We start from the raw sequence: 24,546 nt of genomic DNA, 5'->3' as shown, positions 1-24,546 counted from the left end.
GCTGACCGGCTCAGGCGCTGACCGGCTCAGGCGCCTCGGCCGGTTCGGGCGCGGGACCGGCCGGGCGCCTGGCGCGTGCCTCCAGCCAGAGCGAGAGGGACAGCAGCAGGGCGCCCAGCACCAGGAAGCCCCGGGGCAGGTAGGACGTCATCAGCAGGACGAGGGTGCGGTTGCTCTTGACGAGCGCCACGGTGTGCCGGATGTAGTCCTCGCGCATCTTCACGTGTCCGGCGAACGCCGTCACCTTGGCGCGGCCCCCGAGCAGGGTGCCGCCGCGCAGTTCCTCCTTGTGGATCTCCTCGCCGTAGACGGGGGCGCCGGTGACGGGCTCGACCCAGAATCTGCGGACCGTGGTGTACCACCGGGTGGTGCCCGTCCCGGCGACGGACTCGGGGGTGATGCCCTTGACGGGCATGACCTTCGGGAACCCGACCCGGGTCCACGGGATCGTCTGCTCGAAGTAGTACACCCTGACGCCGCGGAAGGTCGTGGTGCCCTTGTAGTGGATGGGGCTGGTCGTACGGGTCTGGGCGTCGAAGTACTCGTAGTCCCGTTTCTCGGTGAGGAAGGGCCACTTGAACTCGATGCCGTCCCGTTTGACGGGGTCGCCGTCGACGGCCTCGCCGGTCGCGTGGACGGGCTCCTGGCTGTGGGCGTCGAAGATGTAGCGCTCGGGGATCTCGGAGACCATCTTGCCGTCGGGACCCTGCACGTAGGAGAGGCCGTCCCAGACGACGACGTCACGGCCGGCGGTCTTCCCGATCCGCTCGGCGGCCGCCACGTTCCCCTTGAGGGTCTGCACGATCGTCACCTTGGAGACCTTGCGGGCCTTCATGGTGCCGTAGTCGAGGAGGGTGGCGCCCCGGGCCTCGAGGACCATGTCCTGGTACTGGTTCGCGGGGATCTTGGCCAGCCGTGGGAAGGCGTACCAGCGCAGCAGCGGGGACAGCGCCGTGAAGAACACGGCGAGGGCGAGCAGGATCAGACTGGCCCTGCGGCTCATCTCGGCCTCCCTGCCGGTTCTCTACGGGTGCGCGGGCACCGTGGTCAGCAGCGGCTTCGGAGACGTCGCACCGTCCGGTGTGCCCGCGGCGGTGAGGGCGAGGACCAGGGCGACCGCGGCGGCGAGACCGGTCGCGGCGGCGATCAGGGCACGCATACGGCCTCCCGTCGGACGGAACCGGCTTGTGCGGAAAGCTTTGCTGACGTGTCGTCAGGTCCGGCACGGTAGCAACGGGCGGCCGAGAAGAGAACCCGTCGCGCACACGGACGAGGGGCGCCCCGCCGCCGAAGCGGGAGGCGCCCCTCGGGAGGACCGGCGGAACGGGCACCACGAGAACCACGAGGCCCGTGGGAACCACGAGGCCCGTGAGGACTACGAGGCCGAAGCCGAGGCGGAAGGGCTCGGTGACGGGGTGGGCGACGAGGAGGCGGGCGCCGTCACGGTCAGTTCGACCGTGAGCACGGCCCCGCCGGTGGTGGTGAGGCGCAGCAGGAACGTGCCGGTGGTGTCGTCCGCGTACAGCTCGGGCAGCGTCAACCGGCCGTCGGCGTCCGTCTGCAGGCCGGTGAGGGTGCGCACGGCCTTGCCGTCGGCGTCCTTGAAGTAGGGGCCCTTGTCGTTCTCGGTGGTGTCGTCCGCCGATCGGACCAGGGTGGCGGTGGTGGCGACCTTGTCCGCGACGGCACCCTTGTAGGTCGCCTGCACGGTGACCTGGTCGGCGAACTCGCCGCCCGCCGTACAGGTCAGGGCGGTGTCGGCCGTGCGCGCCAGGGTGTCGGCGGCGCGGGCCGTGACCGTCGCCCGGTAGTCGAGTCCGGGCAGCGCGCGCCCCACGACGACGGCGCGGACGGTGAAGCCGCCCGTCTTCTCGCCCGCCTGGAGCGCGGGCGCGACGGCCGTGCCGGTCTTGTCGGTCTGGACCGTGGTGACGGTCTCCCCGCCGGTGAAGGTCGTGTCGGTGTCGCCGATGACGGTGAACCGGACCCGGACCTTGGCGACGCCCTTGCCCTTCTTGTCCTGCGCGGTCGTGCTGATCTTCGCGGTGAACACGTCGCCCGCCATGGCGCTGAGGGCCGGGGTGCCGGTGTCCTGGAGGTGGTCGACCGTCTCGGTGGGCGTGGGCGGCGTCGGGGCCGGGGTGCTCGGCGTGTCCTTCGCGGGCGGTGTCGGGGCGGGTGTGGAACCGCCGCCCTTGCCGGAGCCCGGCCCCGGGTCGGACGTGGCCGGTGCCGTGGGGTCGGCCCCGCTGCTGCCGCCGCCGTCGCTGCGGCCGGACGGCACGGTGCCGGTGCCGTCCGGTACCGAGTGGGTGCCCTTGCGGTAGTACTCCAGCCACGACAGGACCGTGTTCAGGTAGTCCTGCGAGTTGTTGTAGCTGAGGATCGCGCTGTGCAGGTCGGCCTGCCGGGACAGGTCCCAGTCCATCCGGCACAGGTAGTGCCCGGCGGCCAGCGCGGCGTCGTAGACGTTGTTCGGGTCCTTCTTGCCGTCACCGTTGCCGTCCCGGCCGGCCCAGGCCCAGGTGGACGGGATGAACTGCATGGGGCCGACCGCGCGGTCGTAGGTGCTGTCGCCGTCGTACAGGCCGCCGTCGGTGTCCCGGATGCTCGCGAAGCCGTTGCCGTCGAGGACCGGGCCGAGGATCGGCGAGAGGGTGGTGCCGTCGGCGTCGACACGGCCGCCGCGGGCCTGGCCGGACTCGACCTTGCCGATGGCCGCGAGGAGCTGCCACGGCAGGTTGCAGCCGGGCTTGGACGCGCTCAGCTCGTCGGCCGCCTTCTTGTACGCGTCCAGGACGGTCGCCGGGATGCCCGCCTCGGTGTCACCCTGGGCGACCGGGGTGCCGGCCGTCGGGGAGGGGCTGGTGCTGGGGTACGGGCTGTTCAGCGGCGGCAGGTCCGTGTAGTACGGCGAGTTGCCGGTCGCGCTGTCGTCGTGGGCGGGGTCCGGCGCGGACTGTCCGGCGGCGGTCTGTCTGCCGGGGTCGCCGGACGCGACCCCCGGTGCCTGGGACGCCGACAGAGCCGCGACCGCCGCCGCGGCCACGGCGGTGGTCGCCGCTCCCTTGCGCAGCCTCCTGCCGATGTGCGCCGCCATAGAGTGAATCCCTCCCATGGACGCCCGAGCGCCCGTCTCCGTCGGTCTGTCTGTGCCTGCTCGCACTGGTGTGACGGTTGACCTGTTGCCGCGGTTGCCCTCGTGTCCCTTTCGGGCCACATGTTCTTCTGTTCGATGGTTCCCCCGCGCGTGCGGCGCGGTGACCCAGGTGACCCTACGACAACTTGTCGCAGGCGGGCACCCGTTGGCCCCCGATTTTCACCAGTTGGCCATGTGGCGTTGAACCGGGACGCCGTCCCGCATACTGGACAGCCGTGTTCACCCGGCCGGGCCCGGCCGACGACCGCCAAGGGGAAGTCCGTGCCGTTCACTCTGAGCCATGCGGCAGCCGTGCTGCCCGCCGTGCGCGGGGACGGGTCCGGCCGTGGCCGGCTGGTGCCCGCGGTGCTCGTCGCGGGCTCCTTCGCACCGGACATGACGTACTACGCCGCGAGCGCGCTGCCCGGCGCGATGCAGTTCGGTGAGGTCACCCACTCCTTCCCGGGCGTGTTCACGGTCGACGTGGCCATCGCGTGGGCTCTGACCGGACTGTGGCTGCTCGTCCGTGAGCCGCTGGCGGCGCTGCTCCCACGGGCCCGGCGGGCACGGACGGCGGCACTGTTCCGCTGCGGTGCGCCGCACGCGCGGGTGACGCCCGCCCTGGCGGCGTGGTGGTACGTGTCGGCGGCGCTCGGCTCACTGACGCACGTGGTGTGGGACGCCTTCACCCACCACGACCGCTGGGGGGTGCGGCTGCTGCCCGTGCTCGGCCGGAACGTGGCCGGATCTCCGCTGTACCAGGAGCTGCAGTACGGCAGTTCGCTGGCCGCCGCGGTCGTGATCGCCGTCTTCCTCGTGGCCGCGCTGCGGCGGACTCCGGCCGCAGCGCCCGTGGGAGTCCCGCGGCTGTCCGCGCGGGACCGCTGGTGGGCCTGGGCGGTGATCGGCGGCTGCGCCGCCGTCGGGGCGGTGCAGCGGGCCGCCCGGTGGTGGGCCTACTGGGGGCCGAAGGCGAAGCCCTGGGAGCTGGTCCCGACGCTGTGCTTCGGCGCGGGCGCGGGGCTGGTCCTGGGGCTGCTGTCGTACGCCGTCGCGGTCAGGGTGTGGCGTCCGGCCCCGGCCGCCCCGCACCCGGCCGGGGTCCCGGCGGCACGGTGAGGGCGGCCGGCCGGTCCGCCGCCGGGCCCGGGACGGCCGGGGCGGTGGCGAGGACCGGTGGGGCACGCACCGGGCGGAGCCGGGGAGGCCGGACACGCGCCGGGCGGAGACCGCCGCGGACCGCTTCGGCACGGTGCCGCCGGACCCGCGGTGCCGGACACCTCACCGACAGCTGCCTCCACGGCCCCGGGCACCCTCCACGGGCCTAGTGCGCGGCGGACTCCCAGTCCGGGCCCACGCCCACCGCCACGTCCAGCGGTGCCCTCAGGTGGACCGCGTTCGCCATCTCGCGGCGGACGATGTCCTCGGTGGCCTCGCGTTCACCGGGGGCGATCTCCAGGACGATCTCGTCGTGCACCTGGAGGAGCATCCGGGACCTCAGCTCCGCCTCGCGCAGTGCCCGGTCGACGTGGAGCATGGCGATCTTGACGATGTCCGCGGCCGTGCCCTGGATCGGCGCGTTCAGGGCCATGCGCTCGGCCGTCTCGCGGCGCTGGCGGTTGTCGCTGTTGAGGTCGGGGAGGTAGCGGCGGCGGCCGAAGAGGGTCTCCGTGTACCCGGTCGCGCGTGCCTCGTTCACCACCCGGTGCAGATAGTCCCGTACGCCGCCGAACCGCTCGAAGTAGGCGTCCATCAGGGCGCGGGCCTCGGCGGCCTCGATGTTCAGCTGCTGGGAGAGGCCGAAGGCGGACAGGCCGTACGCGAGGCCGTAGGACATCGCCTTGATCTTGCGGCGCATCTCCGCGTCCACCGCGCCGGGTGCGACGGAGAAGACCCGCGAGGCGGCCGTGGTGTGCAGGTCCTCGCCGGAGGTGAACGCCTCGATCAGGCCCGCGTCCTCGGACAGGTGGGCCATCACCCGCAGTTCGATCTGGCTGTAGTCCGCGGTCATCAGGGACTCGAAGCCCTCACCGACGACGAAGCCGCGGCGGATGGCCCGGCCCTCGTCGGTGCGGACCGGGATGTTCTGGAGGTTGGGGTCCGTGGAGGAGAGCCGGCCGGTCGCGGCGACGGTCTGGTTGAACGTGGTGTGGATGCGGCCGTCGGGGGCGATCGTCTTGATCAGGCCCTCGACGGTGACCCGCAGCTTCGCCTGTTCACGGTGGCGGAGCATGATCACCGGCAGTTCGCTGTCCGTCTGCGCGGCCAGCCAGGCCAGCGCGTCGGCGTCCGTGGTGTAACCGGTCTTGGTCTTCTTCGTCTTCGGCAGGGCCAGCTCGCCGAACAGGACCTCCTGGAGCTGTTTGGGCGAGCCCAGGTTGAACTCGTGCCCGGCCGCCGCGTGCGCCTCCTTCACCGCCTGCTGCACGGCGCCCGCGAACATCTGCTCCATGGCCTCCAGATGGGCCCGGTCGGCCGCGATGCCGTGCCGCTCCATACGGGCCAGCAGGACGGAGGTGGGCAGCTCCATGTCCCGCAGCAGGTCCGCCGCGCCGACCTCCTGGAGGCGGGCCCCGAAGGACTGGCCGAGGTCGAGCACGGCACGGGCCTGGACCATCAGGGCCTCGGCCTCGCTGCCGTCGTCGACCCCGAAGGCGAGCTGCCCGTCGGCAGCGGCGGCGGGGCCCAGCTCGCGGCCGAGGTACTCCAGCGACAGCGCGTCGAGGTCGAAGGAGCGGCGCCCCGGCTTGACCAGATAGGCGGCGAGCGCGGTGTCCATGCTGACCCCGGCGACGCTCCAGCCGTGCTCGGCGAGGACGCGCATGGCGCCCTTGGCGTTGTGCAGGATCTTGGGCCGGTCCTCGTCGGCCAGCCAGGCGGCGAACGTGTTCTCGTCGGCCTCGTCGAGTCCGGCGGGGTCGAACCAGGCGGCCGGCCCCCCGGCCGCGGCGAGCGCGACCTCGGCGACCGAGCCGGTGCCCAGCGCCCAGGAGTCCACGGTGGCCATGCCGAGCGGCCCGGTGCCGTGCTCGGCGAGCCAGGGCGTGAGTTCGCCGGTGCCCAGCACCGTGCCGTCGACGGCCACGCCGGCCGCGGCCACCGGGGCGGCGTCGGCCTCCTCGCCACCGGGGTCGACGGCGAGGAGCCGCTCGCGCAGGGACGGGTTCCTGATCTCCAGGGTGTCGAGGACCATCGCGACGGCCGTGCGGTCGTACGGGGCGCGCTCGAGGTCGGTGACCGTCCTGGGCAGCTCCACGGTGCGCACCATCTCGGTCAGCCGGCGGTTCAGCTTGACCGCCTCCAGATGGTCGCGCAGGTTCTGCCCGGCCTTGCCCTTGACCTCCTCGACCCGCTCGACCAGCTCGGCGAAGGAACCGAACTGGTTGATCCACTTCGCGGCGGTCTTCTCCCCGACCCCGGGGATGCCCGGCAGGTTGTCGGAGGGGTCCCCGCGCAGGGCGGCGAAGTCGGGGTACTGCGCCGGGGTCAGCCCGTACTTCTCGACGACCTTCTCCGGGGTGAACCGGGTCAGTTCGGAGACGCCCTTCGTCGGGTACAGCACCGTGGTGTGCTCGGTGACCAGCTGGAAGGAGTCGCGGTCGCCGGTGACGATCAGCACCTCGAAGCCCTCGGCCTCGGCCTGGGTGGCGAGGGTGGCGATGATGTCGTCCGCCTCGAACCCGTCGACGGCGAAGCGCTCGGCGTGCATCGCGTCGAGCAGTTCGCCGATCAGCTCGACCTGGCCCTTGAACTCGTCGGGGGTCTTGGAGCGGTTCGCCTTGTACTCGGTGAACTCCTCGGAGCGCCAGGTCTTGCGGGAGACGTCGAAGGCGACGGCGAAGTGCGTGGGCGACTCGTCGCGCAGCGTGTTGGCCAGCATCGACGCGAAGCCGTAGATGGCGTTCGTCGGCTGCCCCTGCGCGGTGGTGAAGTTCTCCGCGGGCAGCGCGAAGAACGCGCGGTAGGCCAGCGAGTGCCCGTCCATGAGCATCAGCCGCGGGCGGCTGCCGCCGGAGGTCTTGTCGGTCGTCTTCGATGCTGTGTCTGCCACGTCCCCGATCCTGCCACGCCCCACTGACACTCGGGCCCCGCGACCGCCCCGGCCCCCGGCCCCGTCCACGGCTCCCGGCCACGGCTCCGGCCGCCGCTGCCGCCCCGGCCCGTGTGATCACGGCAGCCCGCCTCGTCCCGCCCCTGGCCGCCCGTGCGAGGATCGGAGACGTACCCGGACCTCACCACCTGCCAGTGAAGGAGAGCCCGCGATGGCTACCAGGCCCCCGAAGGCTGATCCGGTCCAGGACGCGCCGGACGTCTCAGCGCCCCCGCACACGGCGGCCGGCCTGTCGGCCGTGGGACACACGCTCCGCATGGCCACGCGGCAGATGGGCGTGAAGCGCACGGCGCTGACCCTGCTGCGCGTCAACCAGAAGGACGGCTTCGACTGCCCGGGCTGCGCCTGGCCGGAATCGGACCACCGGCACACCGCGGAGTTCTGCGAGAACGGCGCGAAGGCGGTGGCCGAGGAGGCCACCCTGCGCCGGGTCACACCGGAGTTCTTCGCCGCCCACTCCGTCGCCGACCTGGCCGGCCGCAGCGGCTACTGGCTGGGGCAGCAGGGACGGCTGACGCATCCCGTGTACCTGCCCGAGGGCGGCGAGCACTACGAGCCGGTCAGCTGGGAGCGCGCGTTCGACATCGTCGCCGAGGAGCTGAACGCCCTCGGCACGCCCGACGAGGCCGTCTTCTACACCTCGGGGCGCACCAGCAACGAGGCGGCGTTCCTCTACCAGCTGTTCGCCCGGGAACTGGGCACCAACAACCTCCCGGACTGCTCCAACATGTGCCACGAGTCGTCCGGTTCGGCCCTGTCGGAGACGATCGGCGTCGGCAAGGGCAGCGTGCTGCTGGAGGACCTCTACCAGGCCGATCTGATCATCGTCGCCGGGCAGAACCCGGGGACCAACCATCCGCGGATGCTCGCCGCCCTGGAGAAGGCCAAGGCGGGCGGCACGCGGATCATCAGCGTCAACCCGCTGCCCGAGGCGGGCCTGGAGCGTTTCAAGAACCCGCAGACGCCCAAGGGCCTCACCACCGGCACGTCCCTCACGGATCTGTTCCTGCAGATCCGCATCGGCGGCGACCAGGCCCTCTTCCGCCTGCTCAACAAGCTGGTCCTGGAGACCGGGGGCGCGGTCGACGAGGCGTTCGTACGGGAGCACACGCACGGCTACGAGGAGTTCGCCGAGGCGGCGCGGGCCGCCGACTGGGACGACACGCTGGCGGCGACGGGACTCACCCGCGCGGAGATCGAGGAGATGCTCCGCATGGTGCTCGCCTCGGAGCGCACCATCGTCTGCTGGGCGATGGGCCTCACCCAGCACAAGCATTCCGTGCCGACGATCCGGGAGATCGTCAACTTCCTGCTGCTGCGCGGTGCCATCGGCCGGCCGGGCGCGGGTGTGTGCCCGGTGCGCGGCCACTCCAATGTGCAGGGCGACCGCACGATGGGCATCTTCGAGCGGCCCGCCCCGGCGTTCCTGGACGCGCTGGAGAAGGAGTTCGGCTTCGCGCCGCCGCGCGAGCACGGCTACGACGTCGTACGGGCCATCCGCGCGCTGCGCGACGGGAAGGCGAAGGTGTTCTTCGCCATGGGCGGCAACTTCGTGTCGGCGTCGCCCGACACGGACGTCACCGAGGCGGCGATGCGCCGGGCGCGGCTGACGGTGCACGTGTCGACGAAGCTCAACCGCTCGCACGCCGTCACGGGCGCGCGTGCGCTCGTCCTGCCCACCCTGGGCCGCACCGAGCGTGACCTCCAGGCGAGCGGCGAGCAGTTCGTGACGGTCGAGGACTCGATGGGCATCGTGCACGCCTCACGCGGCCGTCTGGAGCCCGCGAGCACCCATCTGCTGTCCGAGCCCGCCATCGTCTGCCGCCTCGCCCGGCGGGTCCTCGGCGCGGACAGCGCGGTGCCGTGGGAGGAGTTCGAGAAGGACTACGCCGCGGTCCGCGACCGCATCGCGCGCGTGGTGCCCGGTTTCGAGGACTTCAACGCGCGCGTGGCCCGTCCCGGCGGTTTCGCCCTGCCGCACGCGCCGCGCGACGAGCGGCGTTTCCCGACGGCCACCGGCAAGGCCAACTTCACGGCGGCGCCGGTGGAGTACCCGCGGCTGCCGGAGGGACGGCTGCTGTTGCAGACGCTGCGGTCGCACGACCAGTACAACACCACGATCTACGGCCTGGACGACCGCTACCGGGGTATCAGGAACGGCCGCCGGGTGGTGCTGGTGAACGCCGAGGACGCGACGCGGCTCGGGGTGGCCGACGGCTCGTACGTGGATCTGGTGAGCGAGTGGAAGGACGGCGTCGAGCGGCGGGCGCCCGGCTTCCGGGTCGTGCACTACCCGACGGCCCGCGGCTGTGCGGCGGCGTACTACCCCGAGACCAATGTGCTGGTGCCGCTGGACCACACCGCCGACACCAGCAACACCCCGGCCAGCAAGTCCGTCGTGGTCCGTCTGGAACAATCGGGTACCGACTGAGCGTTTGCTCAGTGTCAGCCGGATCCATCGGAGCACCACGAACGGAGCAGGACCGCATGGGCGAGCAGCAACAAGCGAAGTTCCCTCAAGAGGTCGTCGACGAGTACGCGGCTCTGGGCGTCGACCTGCCCGCCCTGTTCTCCGCCGGGTATCTCGGCGAGCGGATGGGCGTCCAAATAGTGGAGGCCTCGGCGGAGCGTGTCGTCGGCACGATGCCGGTGGAGGGCAACACCCAGCCGTACGGGCTGCTGCACGGCGGCGCCTCGGCGGTCCTGGCGGAGACGCTCGGTTCGGTGGGCTCCATGCTGCACGGCGGGAGCCGGAAGGTCGCCGTCGGGGTGGACCTGAACTGCACGCATCACCGCTCGGCGCGTTCCGGCCTGGTCACCGGTGTGGCCACCCCGGTCCACCGGGGGCGGTCCACGGCGACGTACGAGATCGTGATCAGTGACGAGGCCGGCAAGCGGGTGTGCACCGCGCGTCTGACGTGCCTGCTGCGGGACGTGGCGGCGGGGGACGAGGCGCACGCGCAGACCGCCCAGGGCTGAGTCCGCCGGGAGGTCTCCCGGCCGGAGCCGGCGGCGCCCCGGATCCCGGTTCCGGCGCCCCGGCTCCGACGCGCCCGCCTCCGACGCCGCCCGGACGGCGAGATCACGCCAAGGCGCCGACGCCGCAGACCGGCTGACCGGCTGACCGGGCATCGGACCCGCGCGGCCCGGTGCTTTGACCGGTTCACGCTTCGCGGTGCTGCTCAGGGTGCGTCCGGGGCCGTCCGGAACAAAGGCGGGCGCTTCGCGCAAGATCACGACAACCGTGCACGTGACCGATTGCCGAAGTGTGCCGAAGAACGCCGGACTGCCTTTCCTGGATGTAACTCTTCGTAATATGCGCGCAATACAAGTACGGACTTTCATCTTCGGCCCCCGTTACGCGCGACACCTCTCAGAAGCGGTCGAAGCCGCTTCCGACGGCAGTTCCGCGTAATCACCAAAACCATCGAGACGCCTGAACGAACCTGCACGAGTCCTGCACTTTCTCAGCATGCGGACAGGGCGAATCGGCTGGAATTCCTCCGTTCCCCCCATCGTGTACCGCTCTGCATTACCTCGTGTCATAACAAGAGCGTCACATCATTCGTCAGCCCCTCCTCCCGGTTCGCCCCAGCCGCTTAGAGTCACGGCCAGTCACCGCGCCGTCGGAATGCAACTTCGGCCCGGCGCGCGACTCGGCCGTTTCCACGGGGATGCGGCTGTGTCAGGGGAAAGGACTGATCGTGCGTCAACGTTCGCTCATCGCCATCACCGCCGCGCTGGCGGCAGGAGCACTCACCCTCACCGCCTGCGGTTCGCGTGACAGCGGCAGCAAGGGTTCGGACTCCGGCAACGGCGGCACCACTGTCGTCATCGGCGTCGACGCCCCGCTGACCGGCGACCTGTCCGCGCTCGGCCTCGGCATCAAGAACTCGGTCGACCTGGCCGCCAAGCAGGCCAACAAGAAGAGCTACGTCAAGGGCGTCACCTTCAAGGTCGAGGCCCTCGACGACCAGGCGCAGCCCTCCTCGGGCCAGACGAACGCCACCAAGTTCGTGGGTGAGAAGGACGTCCTCGGCGTGGTCGGCCCGCTGAACTCCTCCGTCGCCCAGTCGATGCAGAAGGTCTTCGACGACGCGAAACTGGTCGAGGTCTCCCCCGCCAACACCAACCCGGCGCTGACCCAGGGCGACAACTGGCAGACGTCCAAGACGCGGCCGTACAAGTCGTACTTCCGTACCGCGACCACGGACGCCATCCAGGGCCCGTTCGCCGCGCAGTACGTCTTCAACAAGGCGAAGAAGACCAAGGTCTTCGTGATCGACGACAAGAAGACCTACGGCGCGGGTCTGGCCGCCACGTTCACGGCCGAGTTCAAGAAGCTCGGCGGCAAGGTGGCCGGCACCGAGCACATCAACCCCGACACCAAGGACTTCTCCGCGGTCGCGACCAAGGTCAAGAACTCGGGCGCCGACGTGGTCTACTACGGCGGCGAGTACCCGCAGGCCGGTCCGCTCAGCAAGCAGATCAAGGCGGCCGGCGCGAAGATCCCGCTGGTCGGCGGCGACGGCATCTACGCCGACGACTTCATCAAGCTGGCGGGCACCTCCGGCACCGGCGACCTCGCCACCTCCGTCGGCGCGCCGGTGGAGACCCTGGCCTCCGCCAAGGAGTTCGTCGCGAACTACAAGGCCGGCGGCTACACCGAGGCCTACGGCGCGTACGGCGGCTACTCCTACGACTCGGCCTGGTCGATCATCGAGGCCGTGAAGAAGGTCGTCGACGACAACGGCGGCAAGCTGCCCTCCGACGCGCGCGCGAAGGTGACCGCGGCGGTGCAGAACGTGTCCTTCGACGGTGTGACCGGCAAGGTCTCCTTCGACGAGTACGGCGACGCCACCAACAAGCAGCTCACCGTCTACTCCGTCGAGAGCGGCGCCTGGAAGGCCGTGGAGTCCGGTACCTACAGCGGCGGCTGATCCCCACCCGCACCGCCGGGCCGCGCGGGGCGCTGTTCCACTGGCGCCCCGCGCGGACCCGCATCCGGCCCCATCCGTCGCACTTTCCGACCGTCTCGGAGGACATGCGGTGAACGAACTGCCGCAGCAGCTGGTCAACGGCCTGCTACTTGGATCCATGTACGGCCTGGTCGCCATCGGCTACACGATGGTCTATGGCATCGTCCAGCTCATCAACTTCGCCCACGGCGAGATCTTCATGACCGGCGCGTTCGGCGCGCTCACGGTCTACGCGTACGCCCTTCCCGACGGCACCTCCATGTGGGTGGCCCTGCCGCTGATGCTCGTCGGCGCCATCATCGTCGCCGTCGCGATCGCCGTCGGCGCGGAACGGTTCGCCTACCGCCCCCTGCGCACCGCGCCCCGCCTGGCGCCCCTGATCACGGCCATCGGGCTGTCGCTGGCCCTTCAGCAGGCCGTCTGGGCCTGGTACCCGCAGGCGAAGTCGGCCCGCACCTTCCCGAGCATCCCGGGCGGCCCGTTCGACATCGGGAACGTCACCATCCAGACCGGTGACATCTTCCTGCTCGTCGCGGCCCCGGTCAGCATGGCGTTCCTCGCGTACTTCGTGACCCGCACCCGCACCGGCCGCGGTATGCAGGCCACCGCCCAGGACCCGGACACCGCGAAGCTGATGGGCATCAACACCGACCGCATCATCGTGATCGCGTTCGCCCTTGGTGCCACCTTCGCCGCCGTCGGTTCCGTCGCCTACGGTCTCAAGTACGGCCAGATCGACTTCCGCATGGGCTTCATCCTCGGCCTGAAGGCGTTCACCGCGGCCGTTCTCGGCGGCATCGGCAACATCTACGGCGCCATGCTCGGCGGCATCGTCCTCGGTGTCGCCGAGGCCCTGTCCACCGCCTACATCGCGGACATCCCCGGGATGGACAAGTTCGGCAGCCAGTCCTGGGCAGACGTCTGGGCGTTCGTACTCCTCATCCTCGTGCTGCTGTTCAGGCCCCAGGGTCTGCTCGGTGAGCGCGTGGCCGACAGGGCGTGACAACGATGACGACACAGACCGCAGCACCCACCCCCAGCGCCCCCGCGGCCGTCCCGTCCGGACTCGTCGGCCTGCCCGCCCCGGTCGGCAGGGCCCTGGCCACCGGCGGCGCCGTCCTCACGATCGTCTCCACGTTCCTCGCCTGGACCTGGACCGCGGACTTCCCCGGTGACCTCACCGTCTACGGCTACCCGGGCGGACTCCAGGTCCTGGTCCTGATCGGCGGCATCCTCACCACCCTCTTCGGCCTCGCCTCCTACGGCGTGAAGGCTCTCGCCCCGCTGACACCCGGCAGCGCCGACGCCGCCCTGAAGCTCGCCGCGCTCGGCACCTTCACCACCGCCTGGTACACGGTGATCGCCATCAGCGTGAAGCTCGGCGGCGTGGTGAACCTGGAGCCGGGCGGCTATGTCGTCGCCGTCGCGACGCTCGCCGCCGTCGTCGGCGCGCTGGCCCTGCCCTACGAGCGCCCGGCGCCCGACCTGACCGACCCCGACGACACCGGCTGGGAGCAGTTCCGGCACAACGCCCGGCACAACCAGAACGTCTTCAAGGCCGCCTTCGCCGCCAAGACCCCCGCACCGGCACCGGAACTGCCCGTGTGGGCCGAGATCCTGGTCATCGTGGCGGCCATGGCCGCCGGGCTGACCGTGTTCACCTACGGCATCGGCACCCAGTACGACCAGCTGTTCATCGGCTTCCTGATCACCACGGGCTTCGGCTTCGCCGCCCTCTCCAAGGCCGGGCTCGTGGCCCGGGTCTCGGCGATCACCGCACGGCACCGCAACATCACCATGACCGGCGCCTTCCTGGCCGCCGCGGCCTTCCCGTTCACCCAGTCCGACGACCAGTACGCGACGATCGGCGTCTACATCCTGATCTTCGCCACCGTCGCCCTCGGCCTGAACATCGTTGTCGGTCTGGCCGGCCTCCTCGACCTCGGCTACGTGGCCTTCCTCGGCGTCGGCGCCTACACCGCCGCCCTGGTCTCCGGCTCGCCGTCCTCCCCGCTGCACGTGCAGTGGCCGTTCTGGGCCTCCGCCCTGGCCGGCGCCGCCGTCGCCATGGTCTTCGGCGTCCTCATCGGCGCCCCGACGCTGCGGCTGCGCGGCGACTACCTCGCCATCGTGACGCTCGGCTTCGGTGAGATCTTCCGCATCACCGTCCTCAACATGGACGGCACCTCGGGCCCGGACGTCACCAACGGCTCCAACGGCATCTCCTCCATCCCGAACCTGGACATCCTCGGCTTCGACTTCGGCCAGGAACACACCCTGTTCGGCACCACGGTGGGCCGGTTCGCCAACTACTTCCTGCTGATGCTGCTCATCACCCTCATCGTCGTGGTGGTGTTCCGGCGCAGCAGCGACTCGCGCATCGGCCGTGCCTGGATCGCCATCCGGGAGGACGAGACCGCCGCGCTCGCCATGGGCATCAACGGTTTCCGCGTCAAGCTGATCGCCTTCGCGCTGGGCGCCTGCCTGGCGGGTCTCGCCGGTTCCGTCCAGGCCCACGTCACCTACACGGTGACCCCGGAGCAGTACCAGTTCGCCCACGTCGTCCCGCCCAACTCGGCGTTCCTGCTGGCCGCGGTCGTCCTCGGCGGCATGGGCACCATCTCCGGGCCGCTGGTCGGCGCGGCCCTGCTGTACCTGATCCCGGCCAAGCTGCAGTTCCTGGGCGACTACCAGCTCTTCGCCTTCGGCGTCACGCTCGTGCTGCTGATGCGCTTCCGTCCCGAGGGCCTCATCCCCAACCGGCGCCGTCAGCTCGAGTTCCACGAAGAGGCCGAAGCGCCCGCCGTCCTCGTCAAGGCAGGGTCCTGAACACGATGACCACCGACACCACCCCCAAGGACGCCGCACCCGGCGCCTCCGCTCCCGGCGAGGTCGTCCTCGACGCCCGCGGCGTCACCATGCGCTTCGGCGGTCTGACGGCCGTACGGAATGTCGACCTGACCGTCAACAGCGGCGAGATCGTCGGCCTCATCGGCCCCAACGGCGCCGGCAAGACGACCTTCTTCAACTGCCTGACCGGTCTGTACGTCCCCACCGAGGGCGAGGTCCGGTACAAGGGCAGCGTCCTGCCGCCCAAGTCGTTCAAGGTGACCGCCGCCGGCATCGCCCGCACCTTCCAGAACATCCGGCTGTTCGCGAACATGACGGTCCTGGAGAACGTGCTCGTCGGCCGCCACACCCGCACCAGGGAAGGTCTCTGGTCGGCCCTGCTGCGCGGCCCCGGCTTCCATCGCGCGGAGGCGGCGTCCCGGGCCCGCGCCATGGAGCTGCTGGAGTTCGTGGGCCTGGCCGGCAAGGCCGAGCACCTCGCCCGCAACCTGCCCTACGGCGAGCAGCGCAAGCTGGAGATCGCCCGCGCGCTGGCCAGCGAGCCGGGCCTGCTGCTCCTGGACGAGCCGACCGCCGGTATGAACCCGCAGGAGACCAGGACCACCGAGGAACTGGTCTTCGCGATCCGCGACCAGGGCATCGCCGTCCTCGTCATCGAGCACGACATGCGCTTCATCTTCAATCTCTGCGACCGCGTCGCCGTCCTGGTGCAGGGCGAGAAGCTCGTCGAGGGCGACAGCGCGACCGTGCAGGGCGACGAGCGGGTCGTCGCCGCGTACCTCGGCGAGCCCTTCGAGAACGCGCCCGGCGGCGAGGAGGCGGCCGAGGTCGCGGCGGCCGAGGCGCACGCCGGGGCCCCGCACGCCGAGCCGACGACGGACGCCGGGTCCGGCAAGGAGAACGACCGATGACCGCACTGCTCGAAGTCGAGGACCTCCGGGTCGCCTACGGCAAGATCGAGGCCGTCAAGGGCATCTCGTTCACGGTCGAGGCCGGCCAGGTCGTCACCCTGATCGGCACCAACGGCGCGGGCAAGACCACGACCCTGCGCACGCTGTCCGGCCTGCTCAAGCCGGTCGGCGGACAGATCAGGTTCAACGGCAGATCGCTGAAGAAGGTCCCGGCCCACCAGGTGGTCTCGCTGGGGCTCGCCCACTCCCCCGAGGGGCGGCACATCTTCCCGCGCATGAGCATCGAGGACAATCTGCGCCTCGGCGCGTTCCTGCGCAGCGACCGGCCGGGCATCGAGAAGGACATCCGGCGGGCCTACGACCTCTTCCCTATCCTGGGCGAACGGCGCAGGCAGGCGGCGGGCACCCTGTCCGGCGGTGAGCAGCAGATGCTGGCCATGGGGCGGGCGCTGATGTCCCAGCCGAAGCTGCTGATGCTGGACGAGCCGTCCATGGGTCTGTCGCCGATCATGATGCAGAAGATCATGGCGACCATCGCCGAGCTGAAGTCCACGGGCACGACCATCCTGCTCGTCGAGCAGAACGCGCAGGCGGCGCTCTCGCTCGCCGACCAGGGGCATGTCATGGAGGTCGGCTCCATCGTCCTGTCGGGCTCCGGCCAGGACCTGCTGCACGACGAGTCGGTGCGCAAGGCGTACCTCGGCGAGGACTGAGCACCCCGCCGGCCGGACACGCCGAGAGGCCCGCACCCCTTTTTTCCCGGGGCGCGGGCCTCTCGGCGTGTCCGGGTCCGGATCAGCCCTTGTCGGCCTTCGCCGCCTTGTCGGCCTTGGCGGCCTTCTTCTCCTTGCTGTCCTGGATGACGGCCTCGGCGACCTGCTGCATCGACATACGGCGGTCCATGGAGGTCTTCTGGATCCACCGGAAGGCGGCCGGCTCCGTCAGCCCGTACTCCGTCTGGAGGACCGACTTCGCCCGGTCGACGAGCTTGCGGGTCTCCAGCCGCTGGGAGAGGTCGGCGACCTCCCTCTCCAGTTCCTTGAGCTCGGTGAACCGGGACACCGCCATCTCGATCGCCGGGACGACGTCGCTCTTGCTGAAGGGCTTGACCAGATACGCCATGGCGCCGGCGTCCCTGGCCCGCTCGACGAGGTCGCGCTGCGAGAACGCGGTCAGCATCAGGACGGGGGCGATGCGCTCCTCGGCGATCTTCTCCGCGGCGGAGATGCCGTCGAGCTTGGGCATCTTCACATCCAGGATGACCAGGTCCGGCCGGTGCTCACGGGCCAGCTCGACCGCCTGTTCGCCGTCGCCGGCCTCGCCCACGACCGAGTAGCCCTCTTCCTCCAGCATCTCTTTGAGGTCGAGCCGGATGAGGGCCTCGTCCTCGGCGATGACGACACGGGTCGTCAGCGGAGGAACGTGCGACTTGTCGTCGTGGGGCTCGTCGGCGGGCTGAGGGGACTCGGGGGCGGTCACGGGGGGCTCCTTGGTGCGAGCAGGCCGGGTTGTGCGCTAATGAAGCCTACCTAGAGGCGGGCGCCCGCGGTGACCCGGTATGCTTCCGGAGGCCCGTCCTGCCGGGTTGGTGGAATGGCATACACGGATGTCTCAAACACATCTGCCCGAAAGGGCTTGCGGGTTCGAGTCCCGCACCCGGCACGTCGAAGCGGAGGATCACCCCGGGGTGATCCTCCGTTTCCTTGTCCGTGTCCGGACGGTGGACGGCGCTACTCCCGGTGGTCGTCCTCGCCCACGTGGTGGACCCGGACCAGGTTGGTGGTGCCGGGGCCGCCGGGAGGGGAGCCCGCGGTGATGATGACCGTGTCGCCCCGTTCGCAGCGGCCGTACTTCAGCAGCAGTTCGTCGACCTGGTCGACCATGGCGTCGGTCGAGTCGACACGGGGGCCGAGGAAGGTCTCCACGCCCCAGGTCACGCTCAGCTGCGAGCGGGTCGAGGGCTCCGCGGTGAAGGCCAGTACGGGGATCGGGGAACGGTAGCGGGAGAGACGGCGGGCGGTGTCGCCCGACTGGGTGAAGGCGACCAGGAACTTGGCGCCGAGGAAGTCCCCCAGCTCGGCCGCGGCCCTGGCCACCGAGCCGCCCTGGGTGCGGGGCTTGCTGCTCTCCGTGAGCGGGGCGAGGCCGCCGGCGAGCAGGTCCTCCTCGGCGGCCGTCACGATGCGGGACATGGTGCGCACCGTCTCGATCGCGTGCTTGCCGACGCTGGTCTCGCCGGACAGCATCACCGCGTCCGTGCCGTCGAGGACCGCGTTGGCGACGTCGGAGGCCTCCGCGCGGGTGGGCCGCGAGTTGTCGATCATCGAGTCGAGCATCTGGGTGGCGACGATGACCGGCTTGGCGTTGCGCCGGGCGAGCTTGATCGCGCGCTTCTGGACCATCGGGACCTGTTCGAGGGGCATCTCGACCCCGAGGTCGCCTCGCGCGACCATGATGCCGTCGAAGGCGGCGACGATCTCGTCGATCGCGTCGACCGCCTGCGGCTTCTCCACCTTGGCGATGACGGGGACGCGACGGCCCTCCTCGTCCATGATCCGGTGGACGTCCTGGACGTCGCGGCCGCTGCGCACGAACGACAGGGCGATGACGTCGAAGCCCATGCGCAGCGCCCAGCGCAGGTCGGCCTCGTCCTTGTCGGAGAGGGCGGGGACCGACACGGCGACGCCGGGCAGGTTGAGGCCCTTGTGGTCGGAGACGACGCCGCCCTCGACGACCGTGGTGCGCACCCGGGGGCCGTCGACGGAGGTGACCTCGAGGCACACCTTGCCGTCGTCGACGAGGATGCGCTCACCGGGGGTGACGTCGGCGGCGAGCCCGGAGTAGGTGGTGCCGCAGATGTCGCGGTCGCCCTCGACGCCGTCCTCGACGGTGATGGTGAAGGTGTCCCCGCGGTCGAGGAGGACCGGACCCTCGGTGAAGCGGCCGAGGCGGATCTTGGGGCCCTGGAGGTCGGCGAGGCAGCCCACGCTGCGGCCGGACTCGTCCGCGGCCTTGCGTACGCGCTGGTAGCGGTCCTCGTGCTCGGCGTAGCCGCCGTGGCTGAGGTTGAAGCGGGCCACGTCCATGCCGGCGGCGACCAGATCTTTGATCTGGTCATATGTTTCGGTGGCTGGCCCCAGGGTACAAACAATCTTTGCTCGGCGCATGGTTCGACCCTATGCCCTTACCAGCGGGTAGCCGCCCGGCGGCACATGACTGCCCAACAACCTTTGCGTGAAGGGTTATTGACAACCGCTGAAGTGTGCGAAACGGCGCTCCGATGAGCAGATCGGGCGCCGCGTTCACAGCTGGGGCGGCACCATCGTGAAGCGGGCGTTCACCTGGGCCCGGACGTGCTGGCGCTCGGGTTCGAGAGCGAGAGGGGCGGCCGCCTCACCGGCGGCGCCGGGTGCCGCCATGGCCCGCATCCGGCCGGGTGCGCGGCCGTACGGCTCGGCGTTCTCCGCCCCGATGTCGGCGAGTTCGACGAGCGCGGCGAGCGAGGTGCCGAGCGCCTCGGCGTACTCGCGGGCCCGCTGGACCGCTTCGCGGACGGCCTGCTGACGGGCCTTCCGGTGGACGGGTGAGCCGGGGCGCAGCGCCCACCAGGGGCCGTCGACACGGGTGAGCTCCAGGTCGGCGAGCCGGGTGGTGAGTTCGCCGAGGGCGGTGAAGTCGGCGAGTTCGGCGGTGAGGCGGACGGCGCCGTGGTAGGTGCGGACGCGCTCGCCGCGGCCGCGGGCGGTGAGTTCGGGCGTGAGGGAGAAGTGCCCGGTCTCCAGGCGCTCCACGGCCTCCCCGTAGGACGTGACCAGTTCGAGGACGGCCGCGTTGCGGCGGGTGAGGTCCTCCAGGGCCGTACGCCGGTCCTTGCCGCGCGCGGCGACGCTGATGCCGATACGGGCGATCTCCGGCTCCACCTCCAGGTGCGCCTCCCCGCGGACGGCGACACGGGGCGCCTCCGGGGTGCCGTACGGCGTGGCGGCGGCCCGGGGCTCATCGGCAGGGATGGTCATACGCACTACTCTGTCACGCCTTGACTGCTTACGGTGCGTCAATTGTGCTTCCAGGTCACCCAATCGCAACCTGCCGGACCTGTTGCCGCCGGTCATGACCGGGTCAGAATCTACGCGCGTCATCGACCGTTCACGCCCCTCTTCCCCACCAGGAGAACGAGACATGCCACTCAACCGCCGGAAGTTCCTCAAGAAGTCCGCCGTGACCGGGGCCGGGGTCGCCCTGGCGGGGACGGCGGCCGCTCCGGCGGCGCAGGCTGCGGAGACCGCGCCGGCGCACCGGAAGCCGCCCAGGCGGTACTCGCTCACGGTGATGGGCACGACGGACCTGCACGGGCACGTGTTCAACTGGGACTACTTCAAGGACGCGGAGTACTCCGACAAGGCGGGCAACGCGCAGGGCCTGGCCCGCATCTCGACGCTGGTGAACCAGGTCCGCAAGGAGAAGGGCCGCTGCAACACGCTGCTGCTGGACGCGGGCGACACGATCCAGGGCACGCCGCTGACGTACTACTACGCGAAGGTCGACCCGATCACCGCCGCGGGCGGCCCGGTGCACCCGATGGCGCAGGCGATGAACGCCATCGGCTACGACGCGGCCGCGCTCGGCAACCACGAGTTCAACTACGGCATCGAGACGCTGCGGAAGTTCGAGTCCCAGCTGCGTTTCCCGCTGCTCGGCGCGAACGCGGTGGACGCGAAGACGCTGCGGCCGGCGTTCCCGCCGTACTTCGTCAAGAAGTTCCACGTGCCGGGCGCGCCGCCGGTGAAGGTGGCCGTGCTGGGTCTGACCAACCCGGGCATCGCGATCTGGGACAAGGCGTACGTGCAGGGCAAGCTGGCGTTCCCGGGTCTGGAGGAGCAGGCCGCGAAGTGGGTGCCGAAGCTGCGGTCGATGGGCGCGGACGTGGTGATCGTGTCGGCGCACTCGGGCACGTCGGGCACGTCGTCCTACAGTGACCAGGTGCCGTACGTCGAGAACGCGGCGGCGAACGTGGCGAAGCAGGTGCCGGGCATCGACGCGATCCTGGTCGGGCACGCCCACCTGGAGATCCCGGAACTGAAGGTCGTCAACGACCAGACCGGAAAGACGGTCGTCCTGTCCGAACCGCTCTGCTACGCCGAACGGCTGACGCTGTTCGACTTCGAGCTCGTTCTGGAGAAGGGCCGGTGGACGGTGGAGTCGGTGTCCGCCTCGCTGCGCGACTCCCGCACGGTGGCCGACGACCCGAAGATCACCAAGCTGCTGACGGACGAGCACGCGAAGGTCGTGGAGTACGTCAATCAGGTGGTCGGCACGGCGACGGTCACGCTGACGACGGTCGAGGCGCGCTACAAGGACGCCCCGATCATCGACCTCATCACCAAGGTGCAGGAGGACGTGGTCAGGGCGGCGCTGGCGGGCACGCAGTACGCGTCGCTGCCCGTGATCGCCCAGGCGTCGCCCTTCTCCCGCACCTCGGAGATCCCGGCCGGCAAGGTGACCGTCAAGGACCTGTCGGGGCTGTACGTGTACGACAACACGCTGGTCGCGAAACTCATGACGGGCGCTCAGATCCGTGCGTATCTGGAGTACTCGGCGGAGTATTTCGTACAGACGGCGGCCGGCACGGTGATCGACACGGAGAAGCTGACGAACGCGAACGGCCGCCCGGACTACAACTACGACTACGTGTCGGGCCTGCGGTACGACATCGACATCGCGCAGGCGGCGGGTTCACGGATCAAGAACCTGACCTACGACGGCGCCGCGCTGGACGACGGCCGGCAGTTCGTGCTGGCGGTGAACAACTACCGCGCCAACGGCGGCGGCGCGTTCCCGTACGTGGCGTCGGCGACCGAGGTGTGGTCGGAGTCCACGGAGATCCGCACCCGTATCGCGGAGTGGGTGACCGCGAAGGGTGTCCTGGACCCGAAGGACTTCGCGTCGGCGGACTGGAAGCTGACCCGCGACGGCACGCCGGTGTTCTAGTGCCGCGGCCGGCCGGGCCTTCCCGGCGGTCCTCGCCCCGGTGGTGAGGGGCGAGGACCGCGGCCGCCTGCTACGCCTGGCGGATCCTCAGGGCGCGGGCGAGGTCGTCGAGCTGGTCGGCGAGCCTGCGGCGCAGTGCGGGGGTGGGGCCGGCGTCGCGGAGGGTCTGTTCGCCGAGCCGGAGGGTCTCGGGTCCGACCGCGTGGAACGGGAAGGCCCAGCGGCCCGCGGCCTCCGCGATGGCGGGGCCGCGCCGGGCGGCGAGGGGCACCACGTCCTCGTAGAAGCGCGGGACGTACGCGCTGAGCAGGGCGGCCTGTTCGGGCTGCCAGAAGCCCCGGGCGGTGGCGGTGAACAGATAGTTGGACAGGTCGTCGGTGGTGAACATCGCCTCCCAGGCGCGCTGTTTGGCGTCCGCGTCGGGCAGCGCGGCGCGGCACCGGGCGGCACCCTCCTGGCCGGTGGCGCTGGGGTCGCGGTCGAGTTCGGCGGCCACGGCGGCCTCGTCGACGGCGCCCAGGACGGCGAGCCGGCTGAGCACCCGCCAGCGCAGTTCGGGGTCGAGTTCGGGCCCGCCGGGCACGGTGCCGTCGGCGAGCCAGGCGGCGATGGTCTCGGGGAGGGCGGCGGCGTCGATGAAGTGGCGTACGGCGATCAGGCGCAGGCCGGGGTGGTCGCCGTCCTCGGTGCGGCGGATGAGGTCGCGGCACAGGGCACGGAGGGTGGCGAGCGCGGCGGGGCGGTCCCCGGGGTCCAGGTAGCGGTCGGCGATCTGGGCCGAGGCGAAGGAGAGGACACCCTGGACGACGGCGAGGTCGGTCTCGCGCGGGAGGTGGGCGCGGGCGGCCTCCAGATAGGCGCCGGGCGGCAGTTCGCCGTCCCGGACGGCGTCCCTGAGCGCGTTCCACACGACCGCGCGGGTGATCGGTTCGGGCAGGCCGGACAGACCGGTGCGGACGGCGTCGAAGGAGGCGCCGTCGAAGCGGATCTTGGCGTAGGTGAGGTCGCCGTCGTTGAGCAGGACCAGCGCGGGGCGCTTGCCGATGGGCAGCGGCCCGGTCTGCGGCACGTCGAGGCCGACGCGGCGGCGCAGGGTGAGACGCCCCTCGTCGGGGTCCTCGTCGTAGAGGCCCACGGCGATACGGTGCGGGCGGCTTCCCGTGCGCTCCACGGTGAGGGCGCAGACGCCGTTTCCGCCCGGGGCGATCCGCGGGGTGAGGGTGTCGACGCCGGTGGTGCGCAGCCAGGCGTCCGCCCAGGCGTGCACGTCGCGTTCGGTGGCACCGGCGAGGGAGTCGATGAAGTCGGCCAGCGCGGCGTTGCCGAAGCGGTGGCGCGCGAAGTGGGCGTTGATGCCGGCCAGGAAGTCCTTCTCGCCGAGCCAGGCGACGAGCTGGCGCAGCGCGGAGGCGCCCTTGGCGTAGGAGATGCCGTCGAAGTTGAGGAGGGCGGAGGCGGTGTCGTCGACGGCTTCGGGGGCGACGGGGTGGGTGGTGGGGCGCTGGTCGGCGTCGTAGCCCCAGGACTTGCGGGAGACGCCGAAGTCGGTCCAGGTGTCGGTGAAGCGGGTGGCCTCGGTGAGGGTCTGGTAGCCCATGTACTCGGCGAAGGACTCGTTCAGCCAGATGTCGTCCCACCAGGTGAGGGTGACGAGGTCGCCGAACCACATGTGGGCCATCTCGTGGGCGACGACCATGCCGCGGACCTGGCGTTCGGTGTCGGTGACGGCGGAGCGGAAGACGAACTCGTCGCGGAAGGTGACCAGACCGGGGTTCTCCATGGCGCCCGCGTTGAACTCGGGGACGAACGCCTGGTCGTAGGAGTCGAAGGGGTAGGGCTCCTCGAACTTCTCGTGGTAGCGGTCGAAACACGCGCGGGTGATGTCGAGGAGTTCGTCGGCGTCGGCGTCGAGGTGGGGGGCGAGGGAGCGGCGGCAGTGCAGGCCGAAGGGCAGGCCGCGGTGCTCGGTGCGCACCGAGTGCCAGGGGCCGGCGGCGACGGCGACGAGGTAGGTGGAGATCAACGGGGTGGGCGCGGCCTTCCAGCGGCCCTCCCCCAGGTGTTCGGTGACGCCGTTGGCGAGGACGCTCCAGCCCTCCGGGGCGGTGACGGTCACCTCGAAGACGGCCTTGAGGTCGGGCTGGTCGAAGGCCGCGAAGACGCGCTGCACGTCGTCCATGAACAGCTGGGTGTAGAGGTAGGTCTCGCCGTCGGTGGGGTCGGTGAAGCGGTGCATGCCCTCGCCGGTGCGGGAGTAGCGCATGACCGCGTCCACGCGCAGCTCGTGCTCGCCCGCGGCGAGACCGGTCAGCGGCAGCCGGCTGCCGTCCAGCGCGGCGGTGTCGAGGGGCTGCCCGTCGAGGGTGGCGGAGCGCAGTTCGGCAGGCTTCAGCTCGATGAACGTGTCGGCGTCGGCACGCGCGGTGAACCGGATGACGGTACGGGAGCCGAAGGTCTCGTCCCCGGTCGTCAGATCGAGGTCGATCGTGTACCGGTGTACGTCGAGGAGCCTGGCACGGGTCTGCGCTTCGTCGCGCGTGAGTACGGACATGCACGACATGCTGCCTG

17 protein-coding genes and 1 tRNA gene are annotated in these 24,546 nt (G+C 70.8%); 10 read left to right on the top strand and 8 right to left on the bottom strand.

Annotated features, from left to right (window positions below; translation table 11 throughout):
- Positions 1-10: 10 nt before the first annotated feature.
- The 3 genes from ABZ862_RS09695 to ABZ862_RS09685 form a co-directional block, all read right to left on the bottom strand.
- Entirely contained in the window at positions 11-1,003 is a 993-nt protein-coding gene (locus ABZ862_RS09695; RefSeq protein WP_360955072.1) for a DUF3068 domain-containing protein, read from the bottom strand.
- 21 nt (positions 1,004-1,024) lie between these two features.
- The gene (locus tag ABZ862_RS09690) at positions 1,025-1,159 is read right to left on the bottom strand and encodes an SPW_0924 family protein (protein ID WP_360955069.1); all 135 of its coding nucleotides are present in this window, start codon (positions 1,157-1,159) and stop codon (positions 1,025-1,027) included.
- Positions 1,160-1,375: 216 nt separating this feature from the next.
- Positions 1,376-3,100 (bottom strand): lytic transglycosylase domain-containing protein, encoded by a 1,725-nt coding sequence (locus tag ABZ862_RS09685; protein ID WP_360955066.1) that lies wholly within the window; start codon positions 3,098-3,100, stop codon positions 1,376-1,378.
- Positions 3,101-3,421: 321 nt separating this feature from the next.
- On the opposite strand from ABZ862_RS09685, the gene ABZ862_RS09680 reads away from it, so the two are divergent.
- Positions 3,422-4,258, top strand: a complete 837-nt coding sequence (locus tag ABZ862_RS09680; protein WP_360955063.1) for a DUF4184 family protein — start codon at positions 3,422-3,424, stop codon at positions 4,256-4,258.
- Positions 4,259-4,463: 205 nt separating this feature from the next.
- On the opposite strand, the gene polA is transcribed toward ABZ862_RS09680, so the two are convergent.
- Entirely contained in the window at positions 4,464-7,190 is a 2,727-nt protein-coding gene (polA, locus tag ABZ862_RS09675; protein ID WP_360955060.1) for a DNA polymerase I, read from the bottom strand.
- Positions 7,191-7,401: 211 nt separating this feature from the next.
- Here polA and ABZ862_RS09670 point away from each other — a divergent pair, with 211 nt between their 5' ends.
- The 7 genes from ABZ862_RS09670 (at position 7,402) to ABZ862_RS09640 (ending at position 16,703) form a co-directional block, all read left to right on the top strand.
- Positions 7,402-9,681, top strand: a complete 2,280-nt coding sequence (locus ABZ862_RS09670) for an FdhF/YdeP family oxidoreductase (RefSeq protein WP_360955057.1) — start codon at positions 7,402-7,404, stop codon at positions 9,679-9,681.
- Positions 9,682-9,737: 56 nt separating this feature from the next.
- Entirely contained in the window at positions 9,738-10,229 is a 492-nt protein-coding gene (locus ABZ862_RS09665) for a hotdog fold thioesterase (protein ID WP_360955054.1), read from the top strand.
- Between the two features lie 725 nt (positions 10,230-10,954).
- Positions 10,955-12,190 carry a branched-chain amino acid ABC transporter substrate-binding protein gene (locus ABZ862_RS09660; protein ID WP_360955051.1) on the top strand — a complete coding sequence of 412 codons (1,236 nt, stop codon included), beginning with the start codon at positions 10,955-10,957 and terminating at the stop codon, positions 12,188-12,190.
- Between the two features lie 109 nt (positions 12,191-12,299).
- Positions 12,300-13,232, top strand: a complete 933-nt coding sequence (locus ABZ862_RS09655; RefSeq protein ID WP_360955048.1) for a branched-chain amino acid ABC transporter permease — start codon at positions 12,300-12,302, stop codon at positions 13,230-13,232.
- A gap of 5 nt (positions 13,233-13,237) precedes the next feature.
- On the top strand, positions 13,238-15,058 hold the full coding sequence (locus ABZ862_RS09650) for a branched-chain amino acid ABC transporter permease (RefSeq protein ID WP_360955045.1): 1,821 nt from the start codon (positions 13,238-13,240) through the stop codon (positions 15,056-15,058).
- A 5-nt stretch (positions 15,059-15,063) separates the two neighbouring features.
- Complete coding sequence (locus ABZ862_RS09645) at positions 15,064-15,990, top strand: ABC transporter ATP-binding protein (RefSeq protein WP_360955042.1); 927 nt, start codon at positions 15,064-15,066, stop codon at positions 15,988-15,990.
- The gene (locus ABZ862_RS09640; RefSeq protein WP_360955039.1) at positions 15,987-16,703 is read left to right on the top strand and encodes an ABC transporter ATP-binding protein; all 717 of its coding nucleotides are present in this window, start codon (positions 15,987-15,989) and stop codon (positions 16,701-16,703) included. The genes ABZ862_RS09645 and ABZ862_RS09640 overlap by 4 nt, the downstream gene beginning before the upstream one ends.
- An 82-nt stretch (positions 16,704-16,785) precedes the next feature.
- Here ABZ862_RS09640 and ABZ862_RS09635 read toward each other — a convergent pair whose 3' ends face one another.
- Positions 16,786-17,469, bottom strand: a complete 684-nt coding sequence (locus tag ABZ862_RS09635) for a response regulator (RefSeq protein WP_360955036.1) — start codon at positions 17,467-17,469, stop codon at positions 16,786-16,788.
- 100 nt (positions 17,470-17,569) lie between these two features.
- On the opposite strand from ABZ862_RS09635, the gene ABZ862_RS09630 reads away from it, so the two are divergent.
- Positions 17,570-17,652: transfer RNA gene (locus ABZ862_RS09630), tRNA-Leu, on the top strand.
- A gap of 68 nt (positions 17,653-17,720) precedes the next feature.
- On the opposite strand, the gene pyk is transcribed toward ABZ862_RS09630, so the two are convergent.
- The gene (gene pyk / locus ABZ862_RS09625) at positions 17,721-19,157 is read right to left on the bottom strand and encodes a pyruvate kinase (protein WP_360955033.1); all 1,437 of its coding nucleotides are present in this window, start codon (positions 19,155-19,157) and stop codon (positions 17,721-17,723) included.
- 135 nt (positions 19,158-19,292) lie between these two features.
- On the bottom strand, positions 19,293-20,006 hold the full coding sequence (locus tag ABZ862_RS09620; RefSeq protein WP_360955030.1) for an SIMPL domain-containing protein: 714 nt from the start codon (positions 20,004-20,006) through the stop codon (positions 19,293-19,295).
- Positions 20,007-20,169: 163 nt separating this feature from the next.
- Between ABZ862_RS09620 and ABZ862_RS09615 the strand changes: the two genes are divergently transcribed.
- Entirely contained in the window at positions 20,170-21,978 is a 1,809-nt protein-coding gene (locus ABZ862_RS09615) for a 5'-nucleotidase C-terminal domain-containing protein (RefSeq protein WP_360955027.1), read from the top strand.
- A gap of 70 nt (positions 21,979-22,048) precedes the next feature.
- Here ABZ862_RS09615 and pepN read toward each other — a convergent pair whose 3' ends face one another.
- The gene (gene pepN, locus ABZ862_RS09610; protein WP_360955024.1) at positions 22,049-24,529 is read right to left on the bottom strand and encodes an aminopeptidase N; all 2,481 of its coding nucleotides are present in this window, start codon (positions 24,527-24,529) and stop codon (positions 22,049-22,051) included.
- Between the last annotated feature and the right edge of the window lie 17 nt (positions 24,530-24,546).

The sequence above is a fragment of the Streptomyces sp. NPDC047000 genome (assembly GCF_040644295.1).
In the GTDB taxonomy this organism is placed as follows: domain Bacteria; phylum Actinomycetota; class Actinomycetes; order Streptomycetales; family Streptomycetaceae; genus Streptomyces.
This window is presented reverse-complemented; position numbering and strand designations above follow the sequence as displayed.

Coding starts and splice junctions, on each gene's coding strand:
- ABZ862_RS09695 (WP_360955072.1), bottom strand. CDS start 1,003: ATGAGCCGCAGGGCCAGTCTGATCCTGCTCGCCCTCGCCGTGTTCTTC.
- ABZ862_RS09690 (WP_360955069.1), bottom strand. CDS start 1,159: ATGCGTGCCCTGATCGCCGCCGCGACCGGTCTCGCCGCCGCGGTCGCC.
- ABZ862_RS09685 (WP_360955066.1), bottom strand. CDS start 3,100: ATGGCGGCGCACATCGGCAGGAGGCTGCGCAAGGGAGCGGCGACCACC.
- ABZ862_RS09670 (WP_360955057.1), top strand. CDS start 7,402: ATGGCTACCAGGCCCCCGAAGGCTGATCCGGTCCAGGACGCGCCGGAC.
- ABZ862_RS09665 (WP_360955054.1), top strand. CDS start 9,738: ATGGGCGAGCAGCAACAAGCGAAGTTCCCTCAAGAGGTCGTCGACGAG.
- ABZ862_RS09650 (WP_360955045.1), top strand. CDS start 13,238: ATGACGACACAGACCGCAGCACCCACCCCCAGCGCCCCCGCGGCCGTC.
- ABZ862_RS09645 (WP_360955042.1), top strand. CDS start 15,064: ATGACCACCGACACCACCCCCAAGGACGCCGCACCCGGCGCCTCCGCT.
- ABZ862_RS09640 (WP_360955039.1), top strand. CDS start 15,987: ATGACCGCACTGCTCGAAGTCGAGGACCTCCGGGTCGCCTACGGCAAG.
- pyk (WP_360955033.1), bottom strand. CDS start 19,157: ATGCGCCGAGCAAAGATTGTTTGTACCCTGGGGCCAGCCACCGAAACA.
- ABZ862_RS09620 (WP_360955030.1), bottom strand. CDS start 20,006: ATGACCATCCCTGCCGATGAGCCCCGGGCCGCCGCCACGCCGTACGGC.
- ABZ862_RS09615 (WP_360955027.1), top strand. CDS start 20,170: ATGCCACTCAACCGCCGGAAGTTCCTCAAGAAGTCCGCCGTGACCGGG.
- pepN (WP_360955024.1), bottom strand. CDS start 24,529: ATGTCCGTACTCACGCGCGACGAAGCGCAGACCCGTGCCAGGCTCCTC.